At 40.1% G+C, this 20,483-nt stretch carries 17 protein-coding genes; 8 read left to right on the forward strand and 9 right to left on the reverse strand.

Annotated elements, in window-relative coordinates:
- Window positions 1-8: 8 nt before the first annotated feature.
- Complete coding sequence (locus QJ048_RS02975) at window positions 9-1,307, forward strand: DUF1501 domain-containing protein (protein WP_282332842.1); 1,299 nt, start codon at window positions 9-11, stop codon at window positions 1,305-1,307.
- A 317-nt stretch (window positions 1,308-1,624) separates the two neighbouring features.
- Entirely contained in the window at window positions 1,625-2,158 is a 534-nt protein-coding gene (locus tag QJ048_RS02980) for a YceI family protein (RefSeq protein ID WP_282332843.1), read from the forward strand.
- 74 nt (window positions 2,159-2,232) lie between these two features.
- Here the strand turns inward: QJ048_RS02980 and QJ048_RS02985 are convergent, their stop codons facing one another.
- Window positions 2,233-2,685, reverse strand: coding sequence for a pyridoxamine 5'-phosphate oxidase family protein (locus tag QJ048_RS02985; RefSeq protein ID WP_282332844.1), 453 nt, complete (start codon window positions 2,683-2,685; stop codon window positions 2,233-2,235).
- A 157-nt stretch (window positions 2,686-2,842) separates the two neighbouring features.
- Complete coding sequence (gene fabG / locus QJ048_RS02990; protein ID WP_282332845.1) at window positions 2,843-3,598, reverse strand: 3-oxoacyl-[acyl-carrier-protein] reductase; 756 nt, start codon at window positions 3,596-3,598, stop codon at window positions 2,843-2,845.
- 384 nt (window positions 3,599-3,982) lie between these two features.
- Here fabG and QJ048_RS02995 point away from each other — a divergent pair, with 384 nt between their 5' ends.
- The 3 genes from QJ048_RS02995 to QJ048_RS03005 all read left to right on the forward strand — a co-directional run bounded on the left by QJ048_RS02995 (window position 3,983) and on the right by QJ048_RS03005 (window position 8,791).
- Window positions 3,983-5,875 carry a BamA/TamA family outer membrane protein gene (locus QJ048_RS02995; protein ID WP_282332846.1) on the forward strand — a complete coding sequence of 631 codons (1,893 nt, stop codon included), beginning with the start codon at window positions 3,983-3,985 and terminating at the stop codon, window positions 5,873-5,875.
- 285 nt (window positions 5,876-6,160) lie between these two features.
- Window positions 6,161-6,814 (forward strand): DUF5606 family protein, encoded by a 654-nt coding sequence (locus QJ048_RS03000; RefSeq protein ID WP_282332847.1) that lies wholly within the window; start codon window positions 6,161-6,163, stop codon window positions 6,812-6,814.
- A 252-nt stretch (window positions 6,815-7,066) separates the two neighbouring features.
- Window positions 7,067-8,791, forward strand: coding sequence for a M3 family oligoendopeptidase (locus QJ048_RS03005; protein ID WP_282332848.1), 1,725 nt, complete (start codon window positions 7,067-7,069; stop codon window positions 8,789-8,791).
- A gap of 410 nt (window positions 8,792-9,201) precedes the next feature.
- Here QJ048_RS03005 and QJ048_RS03010 read toward each other — a convergent pair whose 3' ends face one another.
- Entirely contained in the window at window positions 9,202-9,780 is a 579-nt protein-coding gene (locus QJ048_RS03010) for an adenylate kinase (protein ID WP_282332849.1), read from the reverse strand.
- A 343-nt stretch (window positions 9,781-10,123) separates the two neighbouring features.
- Here QJ048_RS03010 and msrB point away from each other — a divergent pair, with 343 nt between their 5' ends.
- Both msrB and QJ048_RS03020 read left to right on the forward strand, forming a co-directional pair.
- Window positions 10,124-10,600 (forward strand): peptide-methionine (R)-S-oxide reductase MsrB, encoded by a 477-nt coding sequence (msrB, locus tag QJ048_RS03015; RefSeq protein WP_345774526.1) that lies wholly within the window; start codon window positions 10,124-10,126, stop codon window positions 10,598-10,600.
- A gap of 133 nt (window positions 10,601-10,733) precedes the next feature.
- Window positions 10,734-12,056 carry a polysaccharide deacetylase family protein gene (locus QJ048_RS03020; protein ID WP_282332851.1) on the forward strand — a complete coding sequence of 441 codons (1,323 nt, stop codon included), beginning with the start codon at window positions 10,734-10,736 and terminating at the stop codon, window positions 12,054-12,056.
- Window positions 12,057-12,154: 98 nt separating this feature from the next.
- Here QJ048_RS03020 and purH read toward each other — a convergent pair whose 3' ends face one another.
- Window positions 12,155-13,666 carry a bifunctional phosphoribosylaminoimidazolecarboxamide formyltransferase/IMP cyclohydrolase gene (purH, locus tag QJ048_RS03025; protein WP_282332852.1) on the reverse strand — a complete coding sequence of 504 codons (1,512 nt, stop codon included), beginning with the start codon at window positions 13,664-13,666 and terminating at the stop codon, window positions 12,155-12,157.
- A 264-nt stretch (window positions 13,667-13,930) separates the two neighbouring features.
- Here purH and QJ048_RS03030 point away from each other — a divergent pair, with 264 nt between their 5' ends.
- Window positions 13,931-14,515, forward strand: coding sequence for an acetate uptake transporter (locus QJ048_RS03030; RefSeq protein WP_282332853.1), 585 nt, complete (start codon window positions 13,931-13,933; stop codon window positions 14,513-14,515).
- Window positions 14,516-14,811: 296 nt separating this feature from the next.
- Here QJ048_RS03030 and QJ048_RS03035 read toward each other — a convergent pair whose 3' ends face one another.
- The 5 genes from QJ048_RS03035 to QJ048_RS03055 all read right to left on the reverse strand — a co-directional run bounded on the left by QJ048_RS03035 (window position 14,812) and on the right by QJ048_RS03055 (window position 20,404).
- Window positions 14,812-16,884 (reverse strand): ComEC/Rec2 family competence protein, encoded by a 2,073-nt coding sequence (locus QJ048_RS03035; protein ID WP_282332854.1) that lies wholly within the window; start codon window positions 16,882-16,884, stop codon window positions 14,812-14,814.
- A 142-nt stretch (window positions 16,885-17,026) separates the two neighbouring features.
- Window positions 17,027-17,353, reverse strand: a complete 327-nt coding sequence (locus QJ048_RS03040) for a hypothetical protein (RefSeq protein WP_282332855.1) — start codon at window positions 17,351-17,353, stop codon at window positions 17,027-17,029.
- Between the two features lie 7 nt (window positions 17,354-17,360).
- Window positions 17,361-18,161, reverse strand: coding sequence for a TIGR02757 family protein (locus QJ048_RS03045; protein WP_282332856.1), 801 nt, complete (start codon window positions 18,159-18,161; stop codon window positions 17,361-17,363).
- Between the two features lie 123 nt (window positions 18,162-18,284).
- On the reverse strand, window positions 18,285-19,520 hold the full coding sequence (locus QJ048_RS03050; RefSeq protein WP_282332857.1) for a DEAD/DEAH box helicase: 1,236 nt from the start codon (window positions 19,518-19,520) through the stop codon (window positions 18,285-18,287).
- 125 nt (window positions 19,521-19,645) lie between these two features.
- Entirely contained in the window at window positions 19,646-20,404 is a 759-nt protein-coding gene (locus tag QJ048_RS03055) for a murein L,D-transpeptidase catalytic domain family protein (protein WP_282332858.1), read from the reverse strand.
- Window positions 20,405-20,483 lie beyond the last annotated feature (79 nt).

Below are 20,483 nucleotides of genomic sequence, written 5' to 3' on the forward strand. Positions count from 1 at the left end.
AACCTCAGATGAAAAGAAGAACATTTTTTAAATATACCGTTCCGTCAATTGTTGCACCGGTTTTTCTCGGGGGCTTTAATCTGCGTGCATTTGCCGCGAGCCCGCTGGTACAGGCTTTCAACAATTCATCAACAGATGGAAATGTTTTAGTGCTTATACAACTTGCCGGTGGAAATGATGGATTGAACATGGTGATCCCTGTAGATTATTACAGTCAGTATATTAACGCCAGAAAAAACATTGCCATCGAAGAAAGTAAAATTCTTCGTTTAACCGGCAACGACAGCACAGGCTTGCACCCTTCTATGACAGGCATTCAAAACTTGTATAACGATGGGCAAATTTCATTGGTGCAAGGCGTGAGTTATCCCGCTCCAAATTTTTCTCACTTCAAGGCAACAGATATTTGGTTAACGGGCGAAGATTCCAGCGACAACATTACTACGGGTTGGTTGGGAAGATATCTTGAGCAACAATATCCCGGTTACCCGGATCATTATCCTAACCCGCAAATGCCAGATCCGTTTGCCATTCAGATAGGCTCTGTAGTTTCGCCGGCATTGCAGGGGCATTCTTATCCAATGGGCATGGCTATCAGTAATCCCGAAAGTTTTTATAAAATGCTGGAGGATCATCAGGATAAAAACGATGATCATTTTAATAGCGACAGAGTTGCTAATCAGCTTTCTTATTTGCGAGAGCTTTCTGAAAAAACAGATGCCTATGCTGGTGTAATAAAAAAGGCTGCAAAGAAATCGAAAACACTTTCTACAAAATACGAAGACAAGGGAAAAAACAATTTAAGTGAACAACTAAAAATTGTTGCAAGGCTTATCAGTGGCGGCTTACAAACCAAAGTGTATGTGGTAAACATTGGAGGTTTTGATACACATGCGGGGCAAACTGTAAACACAGACACGTCGAAGGGCAAACACGCCCAGTTGCTGGAAAACTTATCCAATTCGATAGCCGCATTCATGGACGACCTTAAGCTAATGGGTGTTGATGATCGCGTGATGGGCATGACTTTTTCTGAGTTCGGAAGAAGAATCAGGTCCAATGCCAGCGGCGGAACAGACCATGGCGTGGCAGCCCCGGTAATTGTTTTTGGCAAAAAGGTAAAAGGTGGCCAAATAGGCCACAGTCCCATCATTCCGGATAATGTAACAGTGAATGATAATGTTGCAATGCAGTATGATTTCAGAAGTTTGTATGCCTCTATTTTAAAAGATTGGCTGGGTGTAGATCAGAATGCATTGTCGTCAATCTTGTTGCACAATTTCGATACGTTGCCGTTGATCGCATAAAGAGAAGGCACGCAGATGACGCTGATTAGACTGATTTTTTTGACTTGAGATTTACAGGATTTCGGAAATTCCAAAATCTCAGATCACCCTAATCATCAAAATCTGCGTTCTTTCTCTTCAAAATATTTTTCCATTGCCATAAACCTTTCCCTTTCTTTAGCTGTAATAATACAGTTGTTCTCTTTTATCTGAACTCAATGCCGATTACGATCGGCATTTTTTATGTATTCTATTGAATCTTATGTATTTATAAAAGCTATCAATGGAATGAAAATTTAATAGATAAAACATACATCATAACTTTTTAATAAATATTTATGGCAAACACAAAACTGTGGAAGGTAGATCCCGCCCACACGGAAGTCCAATTCAAGGTAAAACATCTCGTTATTTCTACAGTTACGGGAACTTTTAAAGTTTTCGATGGAGAAGTGCATTCGAATGGCGATGACTTTGATGGTGCCGAGGCGAGCTTTAGCATCGAAGCAAAAAGCATAGACACCAACACTGCAGATCGGGACAACCATTTGCGATCCGATGATTTTTTTGCCGCGGACAAATATCCAACCATCGACTTCAAAAATGGCGTATTACATAAAGTATCCGACGAGGAGTTTAAGCTGAAGGGAGATCTCATTATCAGAGGCATTTCCAAACCAGTCGAGCTAAAAGTTGAGTTCGGTGGTGTTGCCAAAGATCCCTGGGGTGTTACAAAGGCCGGATTTGAAATAACCGGCAAGGTCAACAGAAAAGATTTTAATCTCGTATGGAACGCAGCAACTGAAACCGGCGGCTTCTTATTGGGCGACGATGTGAGATTGTTTATAAATATTCAGTTGGTGGAGGGATAGAGACTGAATAATTGAATAACTGAGTGTCTTATTTTCGATTTTGCTCTGCAATTTCCAACCATTCAGTTATTCAGTTATTCGGCTATCAGCCTATACTCTTCTTTTCCCATTATTCCCATCTTATTCTCAGTGTATTTTATGGCATCCGGCCTTATCATCCAAATGTCGCCGCTTACTGCGACGGCAAAAGGGTATTTCATGTAATATTTTCGGGTGGCAACTGACAATAAGCTGCTGTTATTGTTCGTCAGCAACATGCCTGTTAGCTGTACTCCAACCACATTTGTGCTTAACAATTTGTCTTGTCTTACTGCGCCCGCGACCAAAGAATTTTTCAAAGCAGCGTTCATATGGGTCGTTTCCCGCTTTGATTTAAAAACAATAATGTTCTCCTCAGGGAGATATACGTAGTAGCACATTGCTGTATAAGGAAGATTATTGTCGCATACGCAAAGTGTGATTACTGTTTGCGATTGTATAAACGCCAATACCTTTTTACTGAGAATGGATGTCGGAGAAATGGTCATGTAATTCGGGTGTTTGTTCGTTAAAATGAACCCGAAAAGTAGAACTGATTAATTTCCCAACTGCTGACCAAAAACAATACGACTATTAACCCTTATCATAAAAAAGGGTAAGCCAAAGCCTACCCTTCAATTATTCAGTTAATCAGTTATTCAGTTATTAAATATTCAAGCCACCGCAAACGCTGATTACCTGTCCGGTAACGTAGCTGCTCATTTTGCTGGCAAGGAATAATGTAACATCTGCAATTTCTTCAGTAGAACCAAAGCGGTTCAACGGAATATCTTTCAAATATTGGTCAGCACCAGCACCGTCTTTCAGGTAATGCGTCATATCTGTTTCCACAAAACCCGGTGCGATGGCATTGCAACGGATGTTGCGGCTTCCCAATTCAAGTGCAATTGATTTTGTGAAACCAATAATCCCTGCTTTGCTCGCTGAATAGCTTGACTGTCCGGCGTTACCGCGAACACCCACGATAGAGCTCATATTGATAATGCTGCCGCTTTTTGCCTTCATCATCGGGCGGATAACCTGTTTTGTCATGTTGTAAATGCTTTTCAGGTTAACGTCCATTGTTTCATCCCACTGCTCTTCGGTAAGGCGCAGCAATAAGTTGTCTTTTGAAATACCGGCGTTGTTAACACAAACGTCCACTGCTCCAAATTCCTTTACAACGTCGTTTACAAGCGCTTCGCAATCCGCAAAAATCGCAGCATTGCTTCTGTAGGCTTTGGCTTTCACTCCTAAGGCAGTTAGTTTTTCTTCGAGGGCCTGGGCTTTGGGGGCGCTTCCTTCACTCACATAGGTAAATGCAATATTTGCTCCGTGTTCTGCTAGTTTTAAAGCGATACCTTCACCAATTCCTCTTGCAGCACCGGTTACAATAACTACTTTGTTTTCCAACAATTTCATCTCTAAATTTTTATTGTTTTGGTATGATACAACCTAACTGTTAAGTCTTGCGTTTTAATATAACGTTTTGAAACGCGGGATGCATCAAATAAATTTTATGTGATGCGCAAATGTAATTCAATTAAACACTAGTGTAGCAATTTGCAAATTGCAACCTTGTTTTTTGTCGCTTTTTGCCCGCTGGAACAAATTTTTATACAGTAAAAGCATGCAAATTTTCTTAACTTAACAATCTATAAACGATATGTCAAAACCTTTACACTTACGCCCTTTTACCTTTGATCAGATTAACTTTTGCAACACCCTTGGCTCATAGGCAATAATAATCTACTTTCCTTTAAAAATTCAAACCAGTTCCCAAAATAACCGCATACATACCCTAAGGTGAACAACAGATGCATCCATATTGTATTGATAACATTGCTTTGGTTGATATCGACCCGGGCCGGTGCTACTGTGCATTTTCCTTCAGCCTTCGACAATGATACAGTTCCCAACAAATCTATTTTCCAAAAAATAAGGGAATATAGGGATTCTATGATGCACAGGCATTACAGGGATTCTGTTCTGGGTAAAATAGCAAAAGTAGATGCTCCTGAACCGAAGGAAGATAGCACTATGGTGAAGAGTGAACGAAAATTTCTGCCCAATTCAGGTAAAATAATTCAGAACATCTATTTTAAAAGAATTGCCGTATTTGGACCGCGTGACATCAACGATACCACATTTTCTACCCGCAATAAACTCATAAGAGTTGCTAACAGCTTGCATTACGATTCGCGGCAATGGGTCATCAGGCAAACGCTTTTCTTTAGAGAAAATGATACCATTAATGCCTATACGCTGGCTGACAACGAGCGGTACATACGTACGCTACCGTTTATACAGGATGCCCGTGTATATGTAATCAATGAAGACGATGATTCCAATACTGCCGATGTGCTGATCGTAACGAAGGATGTATTTGAATACGGATTGGATCTTTCCAATTTCAGCCCGCCAAATACTATTGCAGCTGCAGTGTACAGCAATGACCTCTTTGGCGCAGGACAAGGCCTTAGGGTTGGTTTTCGTTGGGACAATGGTACCACTCCCCCCTTTAACACCGAGGCCCGTTATACCAAATATAACATTGCAGGTTCTTTCGCCAATTTTACCGTGGGCTATACTACGCTGAACAACAACAATCCGCTTGATACCGGGGTGTACGAAAATTCGTATTTCGTAAGTATAACCCGTCCGTTGTACAGGCAATCGGCGAGGTTTATCGGCGGTCTTACCCTTGCAGATAATCATTCCATGAACATTCACGATTATCCCGACAGCATGTACAGAAGCTACTCCTATCGACTGTTGGATATCTGGGCGGGTTATAATTTTAGAAATTCATTTCGCAAAAATGGATCTCTTACCAATAAGCCTAACCTTGCTTTGCTCGTGCGGCGATACAGTGCCTATTTTATCAATCGTCCAAAACAGCCGGAACTAGCGCTGGATCCCACTTACAATACCCGCCAATATTACCTGGGGCAATTTGTAATTTTTAAGCAACAGTATTTTAAGGGTAAATATTATAACGGTTTCGGCAGAACGGAGGATATTCCGCAGGGTTATACCATTACAGCCACAATGGGTAGCGAAAAATGGATCAGCCGCTACCGGTGGTACAGTGATGTGAGCGTTCAAAGCTGGCAAAAAACCCATCGTGACGGATTGTTGAACACGGGCATCGGTATCGGATCTTTCTGGCAAAAAACAACTTCGGAAGATGCGGTTATACACGCTTTTGCCAATTATTACAGTAAACTTTTTTACTGGAAAAAACAACGTATCAGGGAAACGACATTTTTCGACTACATACTTTGCCCTAATAGCTATTTCTATAAACCATTGAATATTAATTGGGATCAGGGAATTTATGGATTCAAAAGAACAACGCTAAATGGCTACCAGCGACTCAATATGCGTTCGGAAACCATCTATTATAGCCCTTTAAAAATCTATGGGTTCAAGTTCAATTTCTTCGCCAGCGCACAACTGTCGCTGTTGGCAGACAACAAAGAATCGATTTTTCAAAGCCCTGTATACACAGGTTTGGGGCTGGGAGCAAGGATCAGAAATGAAAATTTAAGTATCAACACGCTGAAACTGGGAGCATACTATTATCCGGTTCGCCCTGCGGGTGTGGGCTCCTTCTTTTTTGAGGCCACAACGGTGTCTGACTTGCGCTTTGACGTGTTCCCGCTGAAGATGCCAACGTTTTTACAATTCAGGTAGGAGTAAGCACACGGATGACACAGATTAGACGGATTTACACAGATTTTTTGAACGTTATATTGTTATTATTTTGCTTGCAGATGATTCCGATTTATCAACGCTAAAGACCCATGCCTAAACATAAGGCCTCAATTATCCATTATCTAGTATTCAAAATCCGCGTTAATCCGTCCAATCCTTGTCATCTGCGTGCCAATTTCCTCACTTCGAGATAAAAAAGCTAGCCGGCTGGGGCGTTTTTAGTTTTTTCAGTTATCTTGCAGTCCCTTTTTTAAAAATGTGATTATGGAATATAACAGAATCATGGCTATAACCGGATTGCCGGGATTGTTTGAGTTATTAAGCAGTAAAGCTGACGGAGCGATCGTTCGTTCCCTCGAAGATAAAAGCACAAAATTTGTTTCCAGCCGCGTACATAACTTTTCGCATCTGGAAAGCATTGAAGTATATACTACCCGCGAAAACGTAAATCTTGTGGATGTATTTACTGCTATGCAAAGCAACGGTGGTGCTCTTCCTTCTGAAAAAGATGCAAATGCAATAAAGGCATATTTTCAGAAAGTATATCCTGATATGGACTTCGAAAGAGTGTATAGCAGCGATATGAAGAAGATGATCAAATGGTTCTCTGTACTGAAAGAGAACAGCATTGAAATAAAACTTTCTGAAGCTCCTGCTGAAGAATCAGATGAAGTAAGTGAAGTAGCAGAGCCTGCAAAAGAGAAGAAAGCGAAAGCTGAATCTGCTGAAGCAACTACAGAGGAAAAGCCTAAAAAAGCTGCTAAGCCAAAGAAATCTGCTGAAGCAGCGGAAGGCGAAGCAGAAGAAAAACCTGCTAAAAAAGCAGCAGCGAAAAAAACTGCAGCGAAAGATGATGATGCAGAAGGTGGCGAGGAAAAGCCTAAAAAAGCTGCCCGCAAAAAGAAGACAGAAGAGTAATAATTTAATGAATTATAAACAAGCTGCAAGCGTAGAGTTATTTAACTTTAAGGCTTGTAGCTTTTTTATTTAAAAACATTTAAAGATTAGTAATTGTGTTGTAATAAAATATCCAAATATCTTATTACAACAATAGTTTCGCCAGGCCAAAGGACTGCTGTGAAAGTTTTGAATTTTTACTTTATCCTTTTGACTTTAACGCTAGTCTTGTTTACAACTTAAAACTCATAACTTATTACTTAAAACTTTCTTATGACCTATAGTGCAGATATAAAAAAAGTAGAACGTCACTTTTTACCCAAAGATTTTATTGTTACAGATTGGACCAGTCTTGAGCCTTATTTTAAAAATTTACAGGAGAGAGAAATTGCTTCCGTAAAGGATCTTGAGCAATGGTTAAAAAATTCCTCTGAACTTGAAGCAATCGTAAGTGAAGATGCATGTTGGAGACAAATTAAAATGACATGCGATACTGAGAATAAAGCGCTGGAAGAAGCCTTCACTTATTTTGTGATGGAAATTCAACCGAAAATTCAACCCTACGCAGATCAGTTGAATCGCAAACTGATCAACTCTCCATTTACCAAAGAACTCGATCAGCAGAAATATTTTACTTACCTGCGAAGCGTTAAGAAAAGTATTGATCTGTTTCGCGAAGCAAATATTCCTTTGCAGGCTGAGCTGGGCGTTATGCAACAGCAATACGGCGTAATTGCAGGAAAAATGACCGTTACCGTTGATGGAAAAGAATACACTTTACAGCAGGCTAACAAATTCCTCGAAAATCACGATCGCAATCTGCGCGAAGAAGTGTATAGAAAAATTCAGGAAAGAAGATTGCAGGATAAAGAGGCATTGAATGACCTGTATACTAAACTTGTTGAAAAGAGACAACAGGTAGCGGAGAATGCTGATTTCAAAAACTACCGGGATTATAAATTTGTAGAGCTTGGCCGCTTTGACTACAAACCTGAAGATTGTTTTCAATTTCACGAAGCGGTTAAACAACATGTATTGCCGTTAGTAAATGAAATTTATAAAAGAAAAAAAGCAAAGCTTGGCGTGGATACGCTTCGTCCGTGGGATGTGGATGCAGAACCGGAGAATGTAGAACCATTGCATCCGTTTAATTCCGGTGAAGAGTTGTTGGAAAAATCAATTGATTGTTTCAACTCATTGAATCCTTTTTTTGCAGAGTGTCTCAAAAAAATGAAATCGATGGGACATCTTGATCTTGACAGCCGCAAAGGAAAAGCACCAGGTGGCTACAACTGTCCGCTCGCAGAAAGTGGTGCGCCATTTATTTTTATGAATGCAGCCGGACAGATGCATGACGTTACAACTATGGTTCATGAAGGCGGCCATGCTATTCATTCATTCCTCGCACATCCTTTGGAACTAAGCGCTTTCAAGGAATATCCAATGGAGATTGCAGAAGTAGCGAGCATGTCTATGGAACTTTTTAGTATGGATGAGTGGGAAAGTTTTTTCAATAACAAAGAAGATCTTCAAAGAGCAAAGGAACATCAACTGGAAAGAGTGATCACTATATTTCCATGGATTGCCACTATTGACAAATTCCAACATTGGGTTTATCTTAACCCTCAGCATACACCGGAAGAAAGAGCAGCAAAGTGGTATGAAATTTTAAATGAGTTTTCAAGCAGCGAAATGGATTTCAGTGGTCTTGAAGAGTATAGAAAATATGCATGGCAAAGACAACTACATTTGTTTGAAGTTCCATTCTACTATATCGAGTACGGCATTGCACAACTGGGTGCAATCGGTTTATGGATGCAGTACAAACAAAATAAAGAAGCTGCTTTAAGCAACTATACAAAGGCGTTAAGTCTTGGCGGTACAAAAACATTACCTGAACTGTATGATGCAGCAGGTCTTGAGTTTAATTTGTCTCCGGCATATATAAAGAAGTTGATGGATTTTGTAAATACCGAGATTAATAAGTTATCAAATTAAAAATACTCGGTTTAGGTTATGCGATAATATTGCGATTATTGAAAATGTATTTTATATTTGTAGACTCAAATCGAAAAAATAAACTGACTATAAAATAGCTACTAATCAGAGCCTTAACCAAAAGTCCCTGTGTGTCTACACAGGGGCTTTACTTTTTATACAGGTTACGTATTTGTACCTGTTTTTATTTCAAAATTTGCTACGTGTATATGCTCGTAGAGACGTGTTGAACACGTCTCTGATGCAACACCAAAATCAACAAACCTTACAATCTCACGAAATTTATTGTTACACCTGATGATTGCAGGAGACGACGCATTCAATGTGTCTCTACAGGAAATAAAAAACGTCCCGCAAATTGCGAGACGTTTTTCTTTTATCGATTGACGCATTATCATGCGTCTCTGCAATTAATTATTTCTCTTTTCTATTTCTCCGCTCAAGGCACCGAAGATATCATCTACACTTCCCTCTCCTTTCACGTGCACTACTTTATCGAATTGTTTGTAGTGATCAGCCACTGCAGAAGTTTTCTTGTGATATTCAGCGATACGGTTCTTAATTATCTCTTCATTCACATCATCTGTTCTGCCGCTAGTCAAACCGCGGTTTAAAAGACGTTTGATCAATTCATCCTCTGTTACATCAAGTGCAAGTACAACATTAATAGCTGCACTTTTTTCTGACAATAACTTATCAAGTGCTACGGATTGTTCTTTTGTTCTTGGAAAGCCGTCAAACAAAAATCCTTTTGCCTGCGGATTATTTTCCAAAGCCGACCTGATCATTCCCACAACTACTTCATCAGGAACCAATTGACCCTGATCCATCAATTTTTTTGCTTCCAAACCAAGAGCGGTTTGTGCGGCAATTTCGCCACGAAGAAGATCACCGGTAGAAAGGTGTTTCAGTCCGAATTTCTCAATAAGCTTTTCAGATTGGGTACCTTTTCCGCTTCCGGGAGGTCCGAATAAAATTAAATTGAACATGTATTGTAATCCTTGATGAGTGAGCAAACCTATGCAAAAATGACGAATGTGCAAAGTTGAATGGCAGGGCTTAGATAATTTCTATCAAAAGTCAGCTCTTTAGTTGATTTATTACCAATCCTTGCATTTTTTTTGACATAACGACACTTTTCACAATATGACACTTTATCGAATATGTTAAATCGCGAAAACAAGCAATTTGGACCAAATCTGTCGCAACTTGCATTCCGTAAATTTGTTAAACAAACTAAGAACAACTATGAAATTGCTTAGCATAATTTTAGTGGCGGTTTTAATGCAGCAATGCAGTTTTTCCCAAACAGCAAATAATAAAAACTCAACTATGGATACAACACACAAGAAAAATGAAGTTTACTCAAGAGAGAGTAAAGAAAAGGTGAACCTGAGCGATTCAGAATGGAAAAAGATCCTGCCTTCGGACGTGTATTACATTGCCCGTGAAAAAGGTACAGAAAGACCATGGACAAGCAAATACGAAGAGTCCAAGGAAGTAGGTACTTACTACTGTGCCGTTTGCGGTAACCCGCTTTTTAAAAGTGATACGAAATTTGAAAGTGGTTGCGGCTGGCCAAGCTTCTATGAACCGATCAGCAAAACTTCCATTATTTATACACCGGACCATACGCATGGCATGGAAAGAACAGAAGTACAATGCGGCAGATGTAAATCACACCTTGGTCACGTGTTCGAAGATGGCCCTCCTCCAACAGGCTTACGCTATTGTATAAACGGAGTGGTGCTGGATTTTGAAAAAGCGAAAGATGCGGAGAAGAAGTACAATGAGAAGGGAGGCCAATAATTGAATAACTGAATAACTGAATGTCCGATTATCGTAGAGCAAAATCAAAAAAGAACATTCAGTTATTCAGTCATTCAGTTATTCTGTTATTAAAAAACTCGAAAATTTCCTTTCCGTTTGTTATTTTCGAAACATGTTGCTGTACACATCCAATACCACCCCGCGCCTTGAATATATTGTAAGCTTTATCAGTAGCGAGTTATTACGGCAACCGATACAAATTACAAACGACAGCAATTTTTTCGCTACGCAAAAAATTCCAAAAATCAATTATTCCGATAGTCGCATAAGCAGTGATGAGTATTACATTCGTCCGGTTAACTTGCTGTTTGAAAATGATATTTCTGCACAGGAAATTATTGTAGTACAAAACAATTATCATAAAGCTTTTTTCTGGCAGGCAGATAGTGATCATCCCTTTGATGTGCTGGCTGCTTCGTTCTACCTGCTAAGTCGATATGAAGAATATCTACCACACACGTTGGATGAGTACGGTAGATTTGCCCATACAAATTCACTTGCTTTTAAAGAAGGCTTTTTGAATCAACCCCTGGTTAATTATTGGTTGATCGATTTGAAAAAAGCTCTGCAGGAAAAATTTACAGACATTTCCTGGAAGCCGCAAAAGTTCAAATACATTCCCACTTACGATATTGATATCGCGTGGAAGTACAGAAACAAAGGGTTTATTCGAACAACCGGTGCGTTGCTTAAATCAATCCTTCGAGGCGATTGGAGCGAATTTCGCAACCGGGTGGCTGTGTTGCAGTACAAAAAAGACGACCCTTACGATTCATACGAATGGCTCGATGCACTGCATCTTTACTGCAAAGTAAGACCCTATTATTTTTTCCTTTTGGCAGACAGGCAGGTGGGTGTTGACAAAAACATAAATCCCTCAAAGAAAGCGCTGCAAAGCCTTATTCAATACCAATCAAAGAAAGGAACAGTTGGGATACATCCGTCATGGCAAAGCGGCGACAACAATAAATTATTAAAACAGGAAATCGGCTGGCTCGAATTCATTACAGATGATGCTGTGAAATATAGCCGTCAACATTACATACGATTTACGCTACCGAATACTTTCAGGAGATTGGTTGCTGCGGGAATTGAAAAAGATTTCTCCATGGGTTACGGCAGCATCAATGGATTCAGGGCATCTGTTGCTTCATCTTTTTATTGGTACGATCTAGAGAACGAACAGACAACAGATCTGCAACTGTTTCCCTTCTGTTACATGGAAGCGAATTGTTTGTATGAACAAAAACTTTCTCCAACTCAAGCCTTCGAGGAGTTAATGCAATATTACCGTGCAGTAAAAGACGCGAACGGTCTAATGATCACGATCTGGCACAACACTGCTTTCGGAACAGATCTTTTTTTCAGAGGATGGAAAGAAGTGCATGATGTCTTTATGCGGGATGTTGTGTATTGGGAAGTGATGATTGAATAAACTAAATGGACTGAATAACTGAGTGTTCCATAGTCGAAGTTCAAATCGAATATAAACCATTCAGTTATTCAGTCCATTCAGTTTATTCAATCACCTGCTTAGTGCCTAAAATGCCTCAATCCGGTCATCACCATCGCAAGGTTATGTTGCTTGCAATATTCAATAGAATCTTTATCGCGAATGGAACCGCCCGGTTGAATGAATGCTTCCATTCCTTCTTCGTGGCTCATTTGCACGCAATCATTGAATGGGAAAAATGCATCGCTTGCCAATACCGCGCCTTTCAAATCAAATTTAAATTGTTTCGCTTTTTCAATCGCATGACGCAAAGCATCAACACGGCTTGTTTGCCCGCAACCCTTACCGATCAATTGCTTGTTTTTAACCAAAGCGATTGCGTTGCTTTTAAGATGTTTACAAACAAGGTTAGCGAAAGTCAAATCACTCTTTTCAGCTTCAGAAGATGATCTGCCACCTACTTCTTCCCATTTCTCAAAATTACCTTCGTCCGTTTGCTGAACCAATACACCATTCAATAAAGATTTGTATTGCGTCTTTACATTCAAAGGCGCTTTGCTTTGCAAAAGGATTCTGTTCTTTTTAGATTTCAGTACTTCCAGTGCATCTTCATTGAATGCCGGAGCAATCAATACTTCAAAGAAAATTTCGTTGATCGCGTCTGCAGTTGCTTTGTCGATAGTGCCGTTGCAAACCAACACACCGCCAAAAGCGCTTTCAGGATCACCAGCCAAAGCCGCGTCCCATGCATCTTTCACAGAAGGTCTTTGCGCGATACCGCAAACATTTGTATGCTTAATGATCGCGAAAGTTGTATCAGTAAATTCTTTGATCAACTGAGCCGCAGCATCAACGTCTACCAGGTTGTTGTAAGAAAGTTCTTTACCGTTCAGCTGGTTGAAAAGCTCACCCAGCTTGCCGTAGAAAACACCTTGCTGATGCGGGTTCTCACCGTAACGCATAATTTTTGCTTCAGGAACTGATTCAAAAAAATAGTTGCCGTTTGCAGGAGTAAAATATTTAGAGATCGCTACATCATAGTGTGCGCATACTTCAAATGCTTTTGCAGCAAATGCTTTACGCTGATCGATTGTAGTTTCACCTTTTTGATCTGTCAAAATTTGGTTCAGCAAAGCGTAGTCTTGCTTAGAAGCAACTACCACCACATCACTAAAATTTTTCGCAGCGCCGCGGATCATGGATGGACCGCCGATATCAATTTTTTCAATGATTAATTTTTCTTCACTGGTAGAAGCTACTGTTTCCTCGAATGGATATAGGTCAACAATTACCAGATCCAATTCAGGAATTTCATATTGCTTCATTTCCTGTACATCCTGTTCGTTGCCTCTTCTTCCCAGGATTCCACCAAATACTTTCGGGTGAAGTGTTTTAACACGACCGCCCAAAATGGAAGGGTAAGAAGTAACGTCTTCAACCGGTACGCATTTGATGCCCAATTTTTCAATAAACTGTTGTGTTCCGCCTGTGCTGTAGATGGTAGCGCCAAGGTCGGAAAGTGTTTTAACAATTGGCTCCAGTCCGTCTTTATAAAAAACGGAGATCAATGCAGATTGAATTTTTTTGTTCATATTATTAGTACTAATTGACGGTTGTAAAGAATGTAACCGGATATGGGAATTTCCAATAAGAGGCGCAAATTTAGCAGATTTCACGCAAAGGCGCAAAGAGAAAACAAAGAGCGCATAGGGTTTCCTTCGTTTTTCCCCTTTGCGCCTTTGCGTGAAATTTCTCCACATTTATTAAAAATTATTTTACGATTGATCGTTTTATTTGAAAGAATAGTAAATTTAACCGATTGCATTTGTTCACTTTAACCCATATCTAAAAATTTTATGTCCACTGAAACGATTGTTGCCGTAAAAGACAATACGGCTAACCCTGCCCCCTTAGGTCTGCTCGGTTTTGGAATGACCACCGTTTTACTCAATATTCATAACGCCGGCTTTTTTGAATTGAACTCCATGATTATTGGCATGGGCATGTTCATGGGTGGATTTGCACAAATTGTTGCCGGAATCCAGGAATGGAAAAAGAACAACACTTTTGGTGCTACAGCGTTTACTTCATATGGCGTTTTCTGGCTCACACTGGTAACTCTTTGGCTGATCCCCAACACTTCTTTTGGAGCGGCATATAAATCAAGCGCCACTGGTGTGGGTTATTACCTGCTGATGTGGGGACTGTTTACATTGTTTATGTTTATCGGCACTTTAAGACTCAGCCGTGCATTACAGGTTGTTTTCGCGACATTAACTGTACTATTCTTTTTGCTCGCTATCAGCGATTTTACGGGAAATACAGCGATGAGAACCTTTGCGGGGTATGAAGGTATTTTCTGTGGCCTTAGTGCATTTTATACTGGGGTTGCCCAGGTTTTAAATGAAGTTTACGGCAGAACTGTTCTGCCTCTTGGTTAATAACTCTTTGTTCGACTAATTGCCTATTCGTTTCCCCATAGCAATATGGGGATTTTTTGTTTTTATGGCACACAGATGACACGGATTAGAAGGATTTTCACGGATTTTTTCTACTAACGTGTCACCCCGCTGAGGCTATATTGACCTTCGTCATGTTCTAATCAGCCCCAGCGGGGCGACACGTTAGTAGCATCATTAGGTATAGCGAACCGGATACGAGCCCCAGAGGGGCGACATGTTAAACATCGCGAAGCGAAATATTTAAACGCTTCACATAGCAGACATCAACTGTTGTCTCAGAGATTCACTATAAATGCACCGTTGTCTTTTACCGAGAAATATTTTTGATTAATCTGCTCGCACTCTTCTTTCCATTTTTCAATCTTCCAATCTGCATTTGAACCGTCGAATACAATCGTTTTGCAGTTAAACGCGTTTGTGATGTCGCTAATGTTTAGTTTAGGGTTATGAGAAACAATGATCACATCGGCATTTAATTTTTCTTCTGCTTTTTCATATCCCTTCGAATCATTCAAAATGACAATTCGCTTGCCTTCCCATACAATTACATTTTCTGTAGTTGTTGGTTCTGGTTTTATCCTTTGTAAAATGCGTGATGGTTTTAAGTGAAAGTTTTGTAGAAAAGCATCTTGCAACAATTCCTTATCTCCAATGAATTGATAGTTTCTCCCATTAATTATATCTATTGCCTGCTTTTGAGGGACGTTGTATACAATTAGTCTTTCTTGCTTTGAAGCTTCGTAAAATGAATACGTGCGCAGGCATACAAACAACAAAAGAGACAGCAAGCTAACATAGATATAACGTTTGTGATTTTTCAACAACCACAACGCGATTGACGCAATAAAAATGTACAACACTAAATTTTGCAAGATGCTAATCTGCAAGCTGCCCCACATGTTAAACGGGATGGCCTCAATACGTTCAACTATCGTATTCATCAACCACAAAAGCCAGGTCAGTATTTTGCCGAAAGCGATCGCGACAGGTGTTACAAAAGAAACAGCACACAAGACTATTTCTCCAATCAATATAATTGTAGAGATAGGCACGGCCAACAAATTCGTCATTAAGAAGAAAATAGGAAATTGATGAAAATAATAAATGCTTATTGGCGTGGTTAGGATTTGCGCGGCGATTGTTACTGCAGCTGCCTGCCATATTTTATCAAGCAATTTATTCTTGATGTCGATACAATTGTATACCGGCTTCATAAAAATAACAATACTTAAAAGTGCGGCATAGGATAATTGAAACCCCACATCCCACAACCAGAAGGGATTATAGCACAATAATAAAAATGCCGACGCGCTTAACGTGTTGTAGACTGATGATTGTTTTGAAATACTGTTTCCTATTACTATACAGGTAAACATTACTGCTGAGCGCAATACAGATGGTGATGCACCTGACATTATACTAAACGACCAAAGAAATAAAATGACAATAACCGGTTTCAATATTCTGTTGAACTTCCGTTTGTCATTCAAAGGTTTCAGCAAAAACAGCAGCAAAAAATAAATCACTCCCAAATGCAATCCAGAAATGGCTATGATGTGAACTACGCCAGTGTTGGAATACGATTGTACCAAAGTTTTGTCAAGATCTTCTTTATAGCCAATCAGCAATGCTTCGGCGAGTCCGAGTTCTTTTTTGCTGGTAATATATTTCTGCAGAATGCCAGTGATTGCATCGCTTGCATTGAAGAGCATTTTCTTTGCCGCATTAGTTTTCTTTTCTTTTAAAATCACATATTCATCCGGCTTCAGAAAAACCTGGTAATAAATGCGCTGAAAGGCGCAGTATTGTTCATAATTGAAACAAGCTGGGTTGCCGGAATTGCGAATGGGCTGCAAAGGCTTGTCAATAACAATCTGCGAGCCATATGTAAGCGCGGGTCTCACGCTGTCCTTTTGCAGATATACAATGATGTTACCGGTGGCAGATTTGCATGAGCTGTCATCGCCCATCATCTCCACACTAGCCTTTGCTTTGAAAGACTTTTCTTTTTCCGTCAACGGCTCCTCAAGTGTTACCAATAATTTTTGTGAAGCATAATTGTTCTTAACGCACCATGCATCGTTTGTTCCTGTGTTTTTATACAACAATATTCCACCTAAGCAAATCATTGTTGTATTTATTGCAACTCCGCTTATCCATGATTGTGTAAATTTTCGCTTGAGTGGTAGCGATAAAAAAACAACAAACACCAGGAATGCAATCGCAGCAATTACCAACCACGTGTTTAAAACAAATGCAAAATGATATTGCATTAGAAGTCCCGCAATAAAGGAAATAACCAACCGTAGAAATGGCGCTTGTTTCCAGAGATGAATTGTGTACTGCATAAGGCTTGACGATTTGTGCAGTATTTGGAGATAGGAAGTTTCAAAGATAACGCTTAATGCTAAACGCCAAATGCTTAAGGCTTAGCGCAGAATGCCGCATCTTGCGTTAGGCGTTAGGCATTAGGCGTTCAGTGTTGCCCCATCACCACCGCTCCTCTTCATCAATTTCATCATCGTTCTTTCTGAACTCTTGCCTCGTTTTTATTTTTTGCAATTCACGTTCTACGATCAATGTGGCTATGATTTTTCCGGCATCTTCTTCGTTATGCATTTTCAGCATGTACCGAAGTTTTGGTTCGCTTACATCTAACCGGTAAAGAATGCCGACTAACTTTTGAAAATCCTTTTGTATCAACTCATTTACCGGTACGGCAATCATGGCAATCATTTGATCGAACGAAACCGTTGACGGAATGGCTGCCGCAAATTCGTTCTGTAAATTATGAATGAGTTGTTTGTTGGTCTCCATTGATGCTTTAATATTTTTCAATTACGCCCAGGCCGAATAATGCAAAATCATATTTCACCGGATCATTCCTATCGAGCTTAGAGAGATACGCTGTCAATTCAACAGCGGCTTGCCAGTCTACTTGTTTTCTATCCAGCAAATTAAAACGTTTTGCAACACGGGCAACATGCACGTCCATCGGACAGATCAATTGCGAAGGTTTGATTTTTTTCCAAATACCAAAGTCAACTTTCTTGTTATCGTTTCGTACCATCCAGCGCAAATACATGTTTAGCCTTTTGCAAGCAGACTTTTTAAATGGTGCAGCAATATGTTTTCTTGTGCGCTCAGGAAATTCATCAAAGTCAAAAAAATAGTGATGAAACCCGTTGAGTGCATTTTCTATATTCTCATCGTCCGGCTGCATCCATTTTGAGAATGCTGTTTCCAATGATGTATTTTCTTTATAGTGATATTGTAAAAATTTGAGCGAGTGAAAAAGATCCGTTGCGTTGAATGTGCGGTGCACAAAATCGATGAAAGGAATCAGATCTGTTTCTTCAAATGAGGTCACAAACTGATGTGGTGCGTTATCCATCAGGTTGAACAACTTTGTGCAGGAATTGATGATTGTTTTTCTGTTGCCCCAGGCAAGTATGGAAGCGAAAAAACCTGCTATTTCTATGTCCTGTTTTTTAGAAAATTTATGCGGTATGCTGATGGGGTCATCCGGAATAAACGCGGGAGCGTTGTATTCTCCTACTTTTCTATTGAAGAAGTCAACCAGTTTTTTGTCGTCGGCTGATAATTGTTCTTTGCTGGATTTCAATTGGAGGTTTTTGAATCGGGCAATTTACATAAATGGGATCGAATACACTGATACAAAAAATGCCGCGAAGCGGCAATTATGTGTTAAAGGGCGAACGCAATTCGCCCCGACAATGTCAATACGTTAAACAAATTTTTTATTGCGATTCCCTGAAGGCTTCTGCTTGTAAAATTTTCTGTTACTGCCACCGCCACCGCTGTTTCTTATTGAAGGGTTATACACCGGAGCCTCCCCCAGTGCCTCCGGAACAGGTAATTTATCTACTGTTTTACCAATCAATTTTTCAATGCGTGCAAAACGGCCATGTTCCCTCTCACTGATCAGGGTGATCGCCACGCCCTCCGCTTCGGCCCTTGCCGTTCTTCCTATGCGGTGCACGTAGTCCTCGCCATCGTGCGGCACATCGTAGTTGATTACAAGGTCTATTGTATCAATATCAATACCTCTCGAAAGAATGTCTGTTGCTACCAAAACAGGAATTCGCCCACTATTGAATTTCAGCAATACGTCTTCACGGCTTGACTGCTCAAGATCGCTATGCATTTCGCCAATGGTAAGGCCACCTTGTCTTAATTCAGCCACCAATTTCTTTACACTTTGTTTGCTGCTGCAAAAAACAAGTGCACTTTTGAAGGTGGCGCTTTGTAAAACATTTTTCACCAATGGCAATTTCTGGTGCTCAAAAACAGAATATGCCTGCTGCTGTATTTTTTCCGGTGGTTTGGAAATGGAAATATTTACCTCTGAAGGGTTCTGTAAGATTTGCTTTGCCAGGGTTCTTATTTTCTCCGGCATTGTTGCAGAAAAAAGCAAGGTTTGTCTTTGGGCGGGGAGGAAAGAAGTTATTTTCCTGATGTCTTCCTGAAAGCCCATGTCAAGCATGCGGTCAGCCTCATCCAGAACAAGAAACTGTAACCCTTTTAGCGGCACATAACCCATGTTTAAGTGAGCGATCATCCGGCCGGGTGTACACACAACTATGTCTACTCCCATCCGCAGGGCCTGCTTTTCTATAATGAAGTTGTTTCCATCGTTACCGCCATAAATGGCAATGGAACTAATATTGGTAAAATAAGAAAGCCCCTCCAGGTGCTGCCCTATTTGTATGGCAAGTTCCCGCGTGGGAACAAGTACGAGAGCGCTTACCTGGCCGTCATTTCTATGTTGTAATAACTTGTTGATTACCGGCAAAAGAAACGCGGCCGTCTTACCGGTTCCCGTTTGGGCAGATGCAATAATGTCTTTACCTGATAAAATAAGAGGGATTACCTGTGCCTGAACAGGTGTAGCATTTTCGTAACCGGATGCCTGTATGCCTTCGAGCAGATCAGGATGAAGGTTTAATTCGTTAAAATTCAAAACAATTCTTTTTTTTAGTGTCGATTCCGTTCTTGTGCCAAACGCATTTATATAATGTACTATTCCAAATCACAATCCTTCTAACAAACAACTATTGCGAAGAATGGTTCAAATTTTAAACAGCATTAGCCTTTTAAAAGCTGAGACTTTGAAATGTAGGTTTTATTGGGGTAATAGATAAAAAGACAGCTTCCGTCTTTAATAGAATTAATAACTTCCGCAGATTCATTATCGGGTACAGCTGGACAGCCATAACTTCTTCCGGTAAACGGATTTTCTTCTATGAAAGAAGGCCCTACGTATTCTGAGCCATGAACAACGATGTTTCGCTTCAAAGCTCTGTCATTAAAACCTCTCTCTACGCCGTCGATTTTCAAAGATAAGCCATGTGAACCAGAGTAAGTCGATCTTGTTACATAAAAACCAAGACTGCTTTTATGGCTTTCGGGGCTATTAGAAAATGACTTTGCAAATTCGCCGCCGGTATTTCTGCCATGGGCAACATATGTATTGATAAGCAATTTCATGCCTACGAGGTCAATTATATACAGTCTTTTATTGCGGGACGACTGACTGAAATCGCAAATGGACAGTATGCCATCTTTTGCCAGCATGCCTTTTGCGCGAAGTTTTTGATAGCCTCTCCATGCAAATTTAAACGCCTGTTCACTCAAACCGGACGTTGCAAGTTGCAGAGAATCATATATTTGATCCGCCATCGCCATTGTGCTGCTTGAAATTGCAGCATAAGTAACAGGTGCAGCAGCTACGGCTGATTTTGTGTATTTACGGATTTTGCGTGTTTTAGCTGAAATCAACGCAGGAACAGTGAGCATCAATATTAGCCCGGCACACACTCTAAAGTTTCTTTTACTTTTACGCATATTGATCGGTTTTCCTCTTGGACTTTTATAACGCGCAAAATTCACGATTATTATATTAAGAAAGTGTTTATATAATCAT

Origin of the sequence: Pinibacter soli (assembly GCF_029961145.1) — a bacterium.
Taxonomy (GTDB): domain Bacteria; phylum Bacteroidota; class Bacteroidia; order Chitinophagales; family Chitinophagaceae; genus Pinibacter; species Pinibacter soli.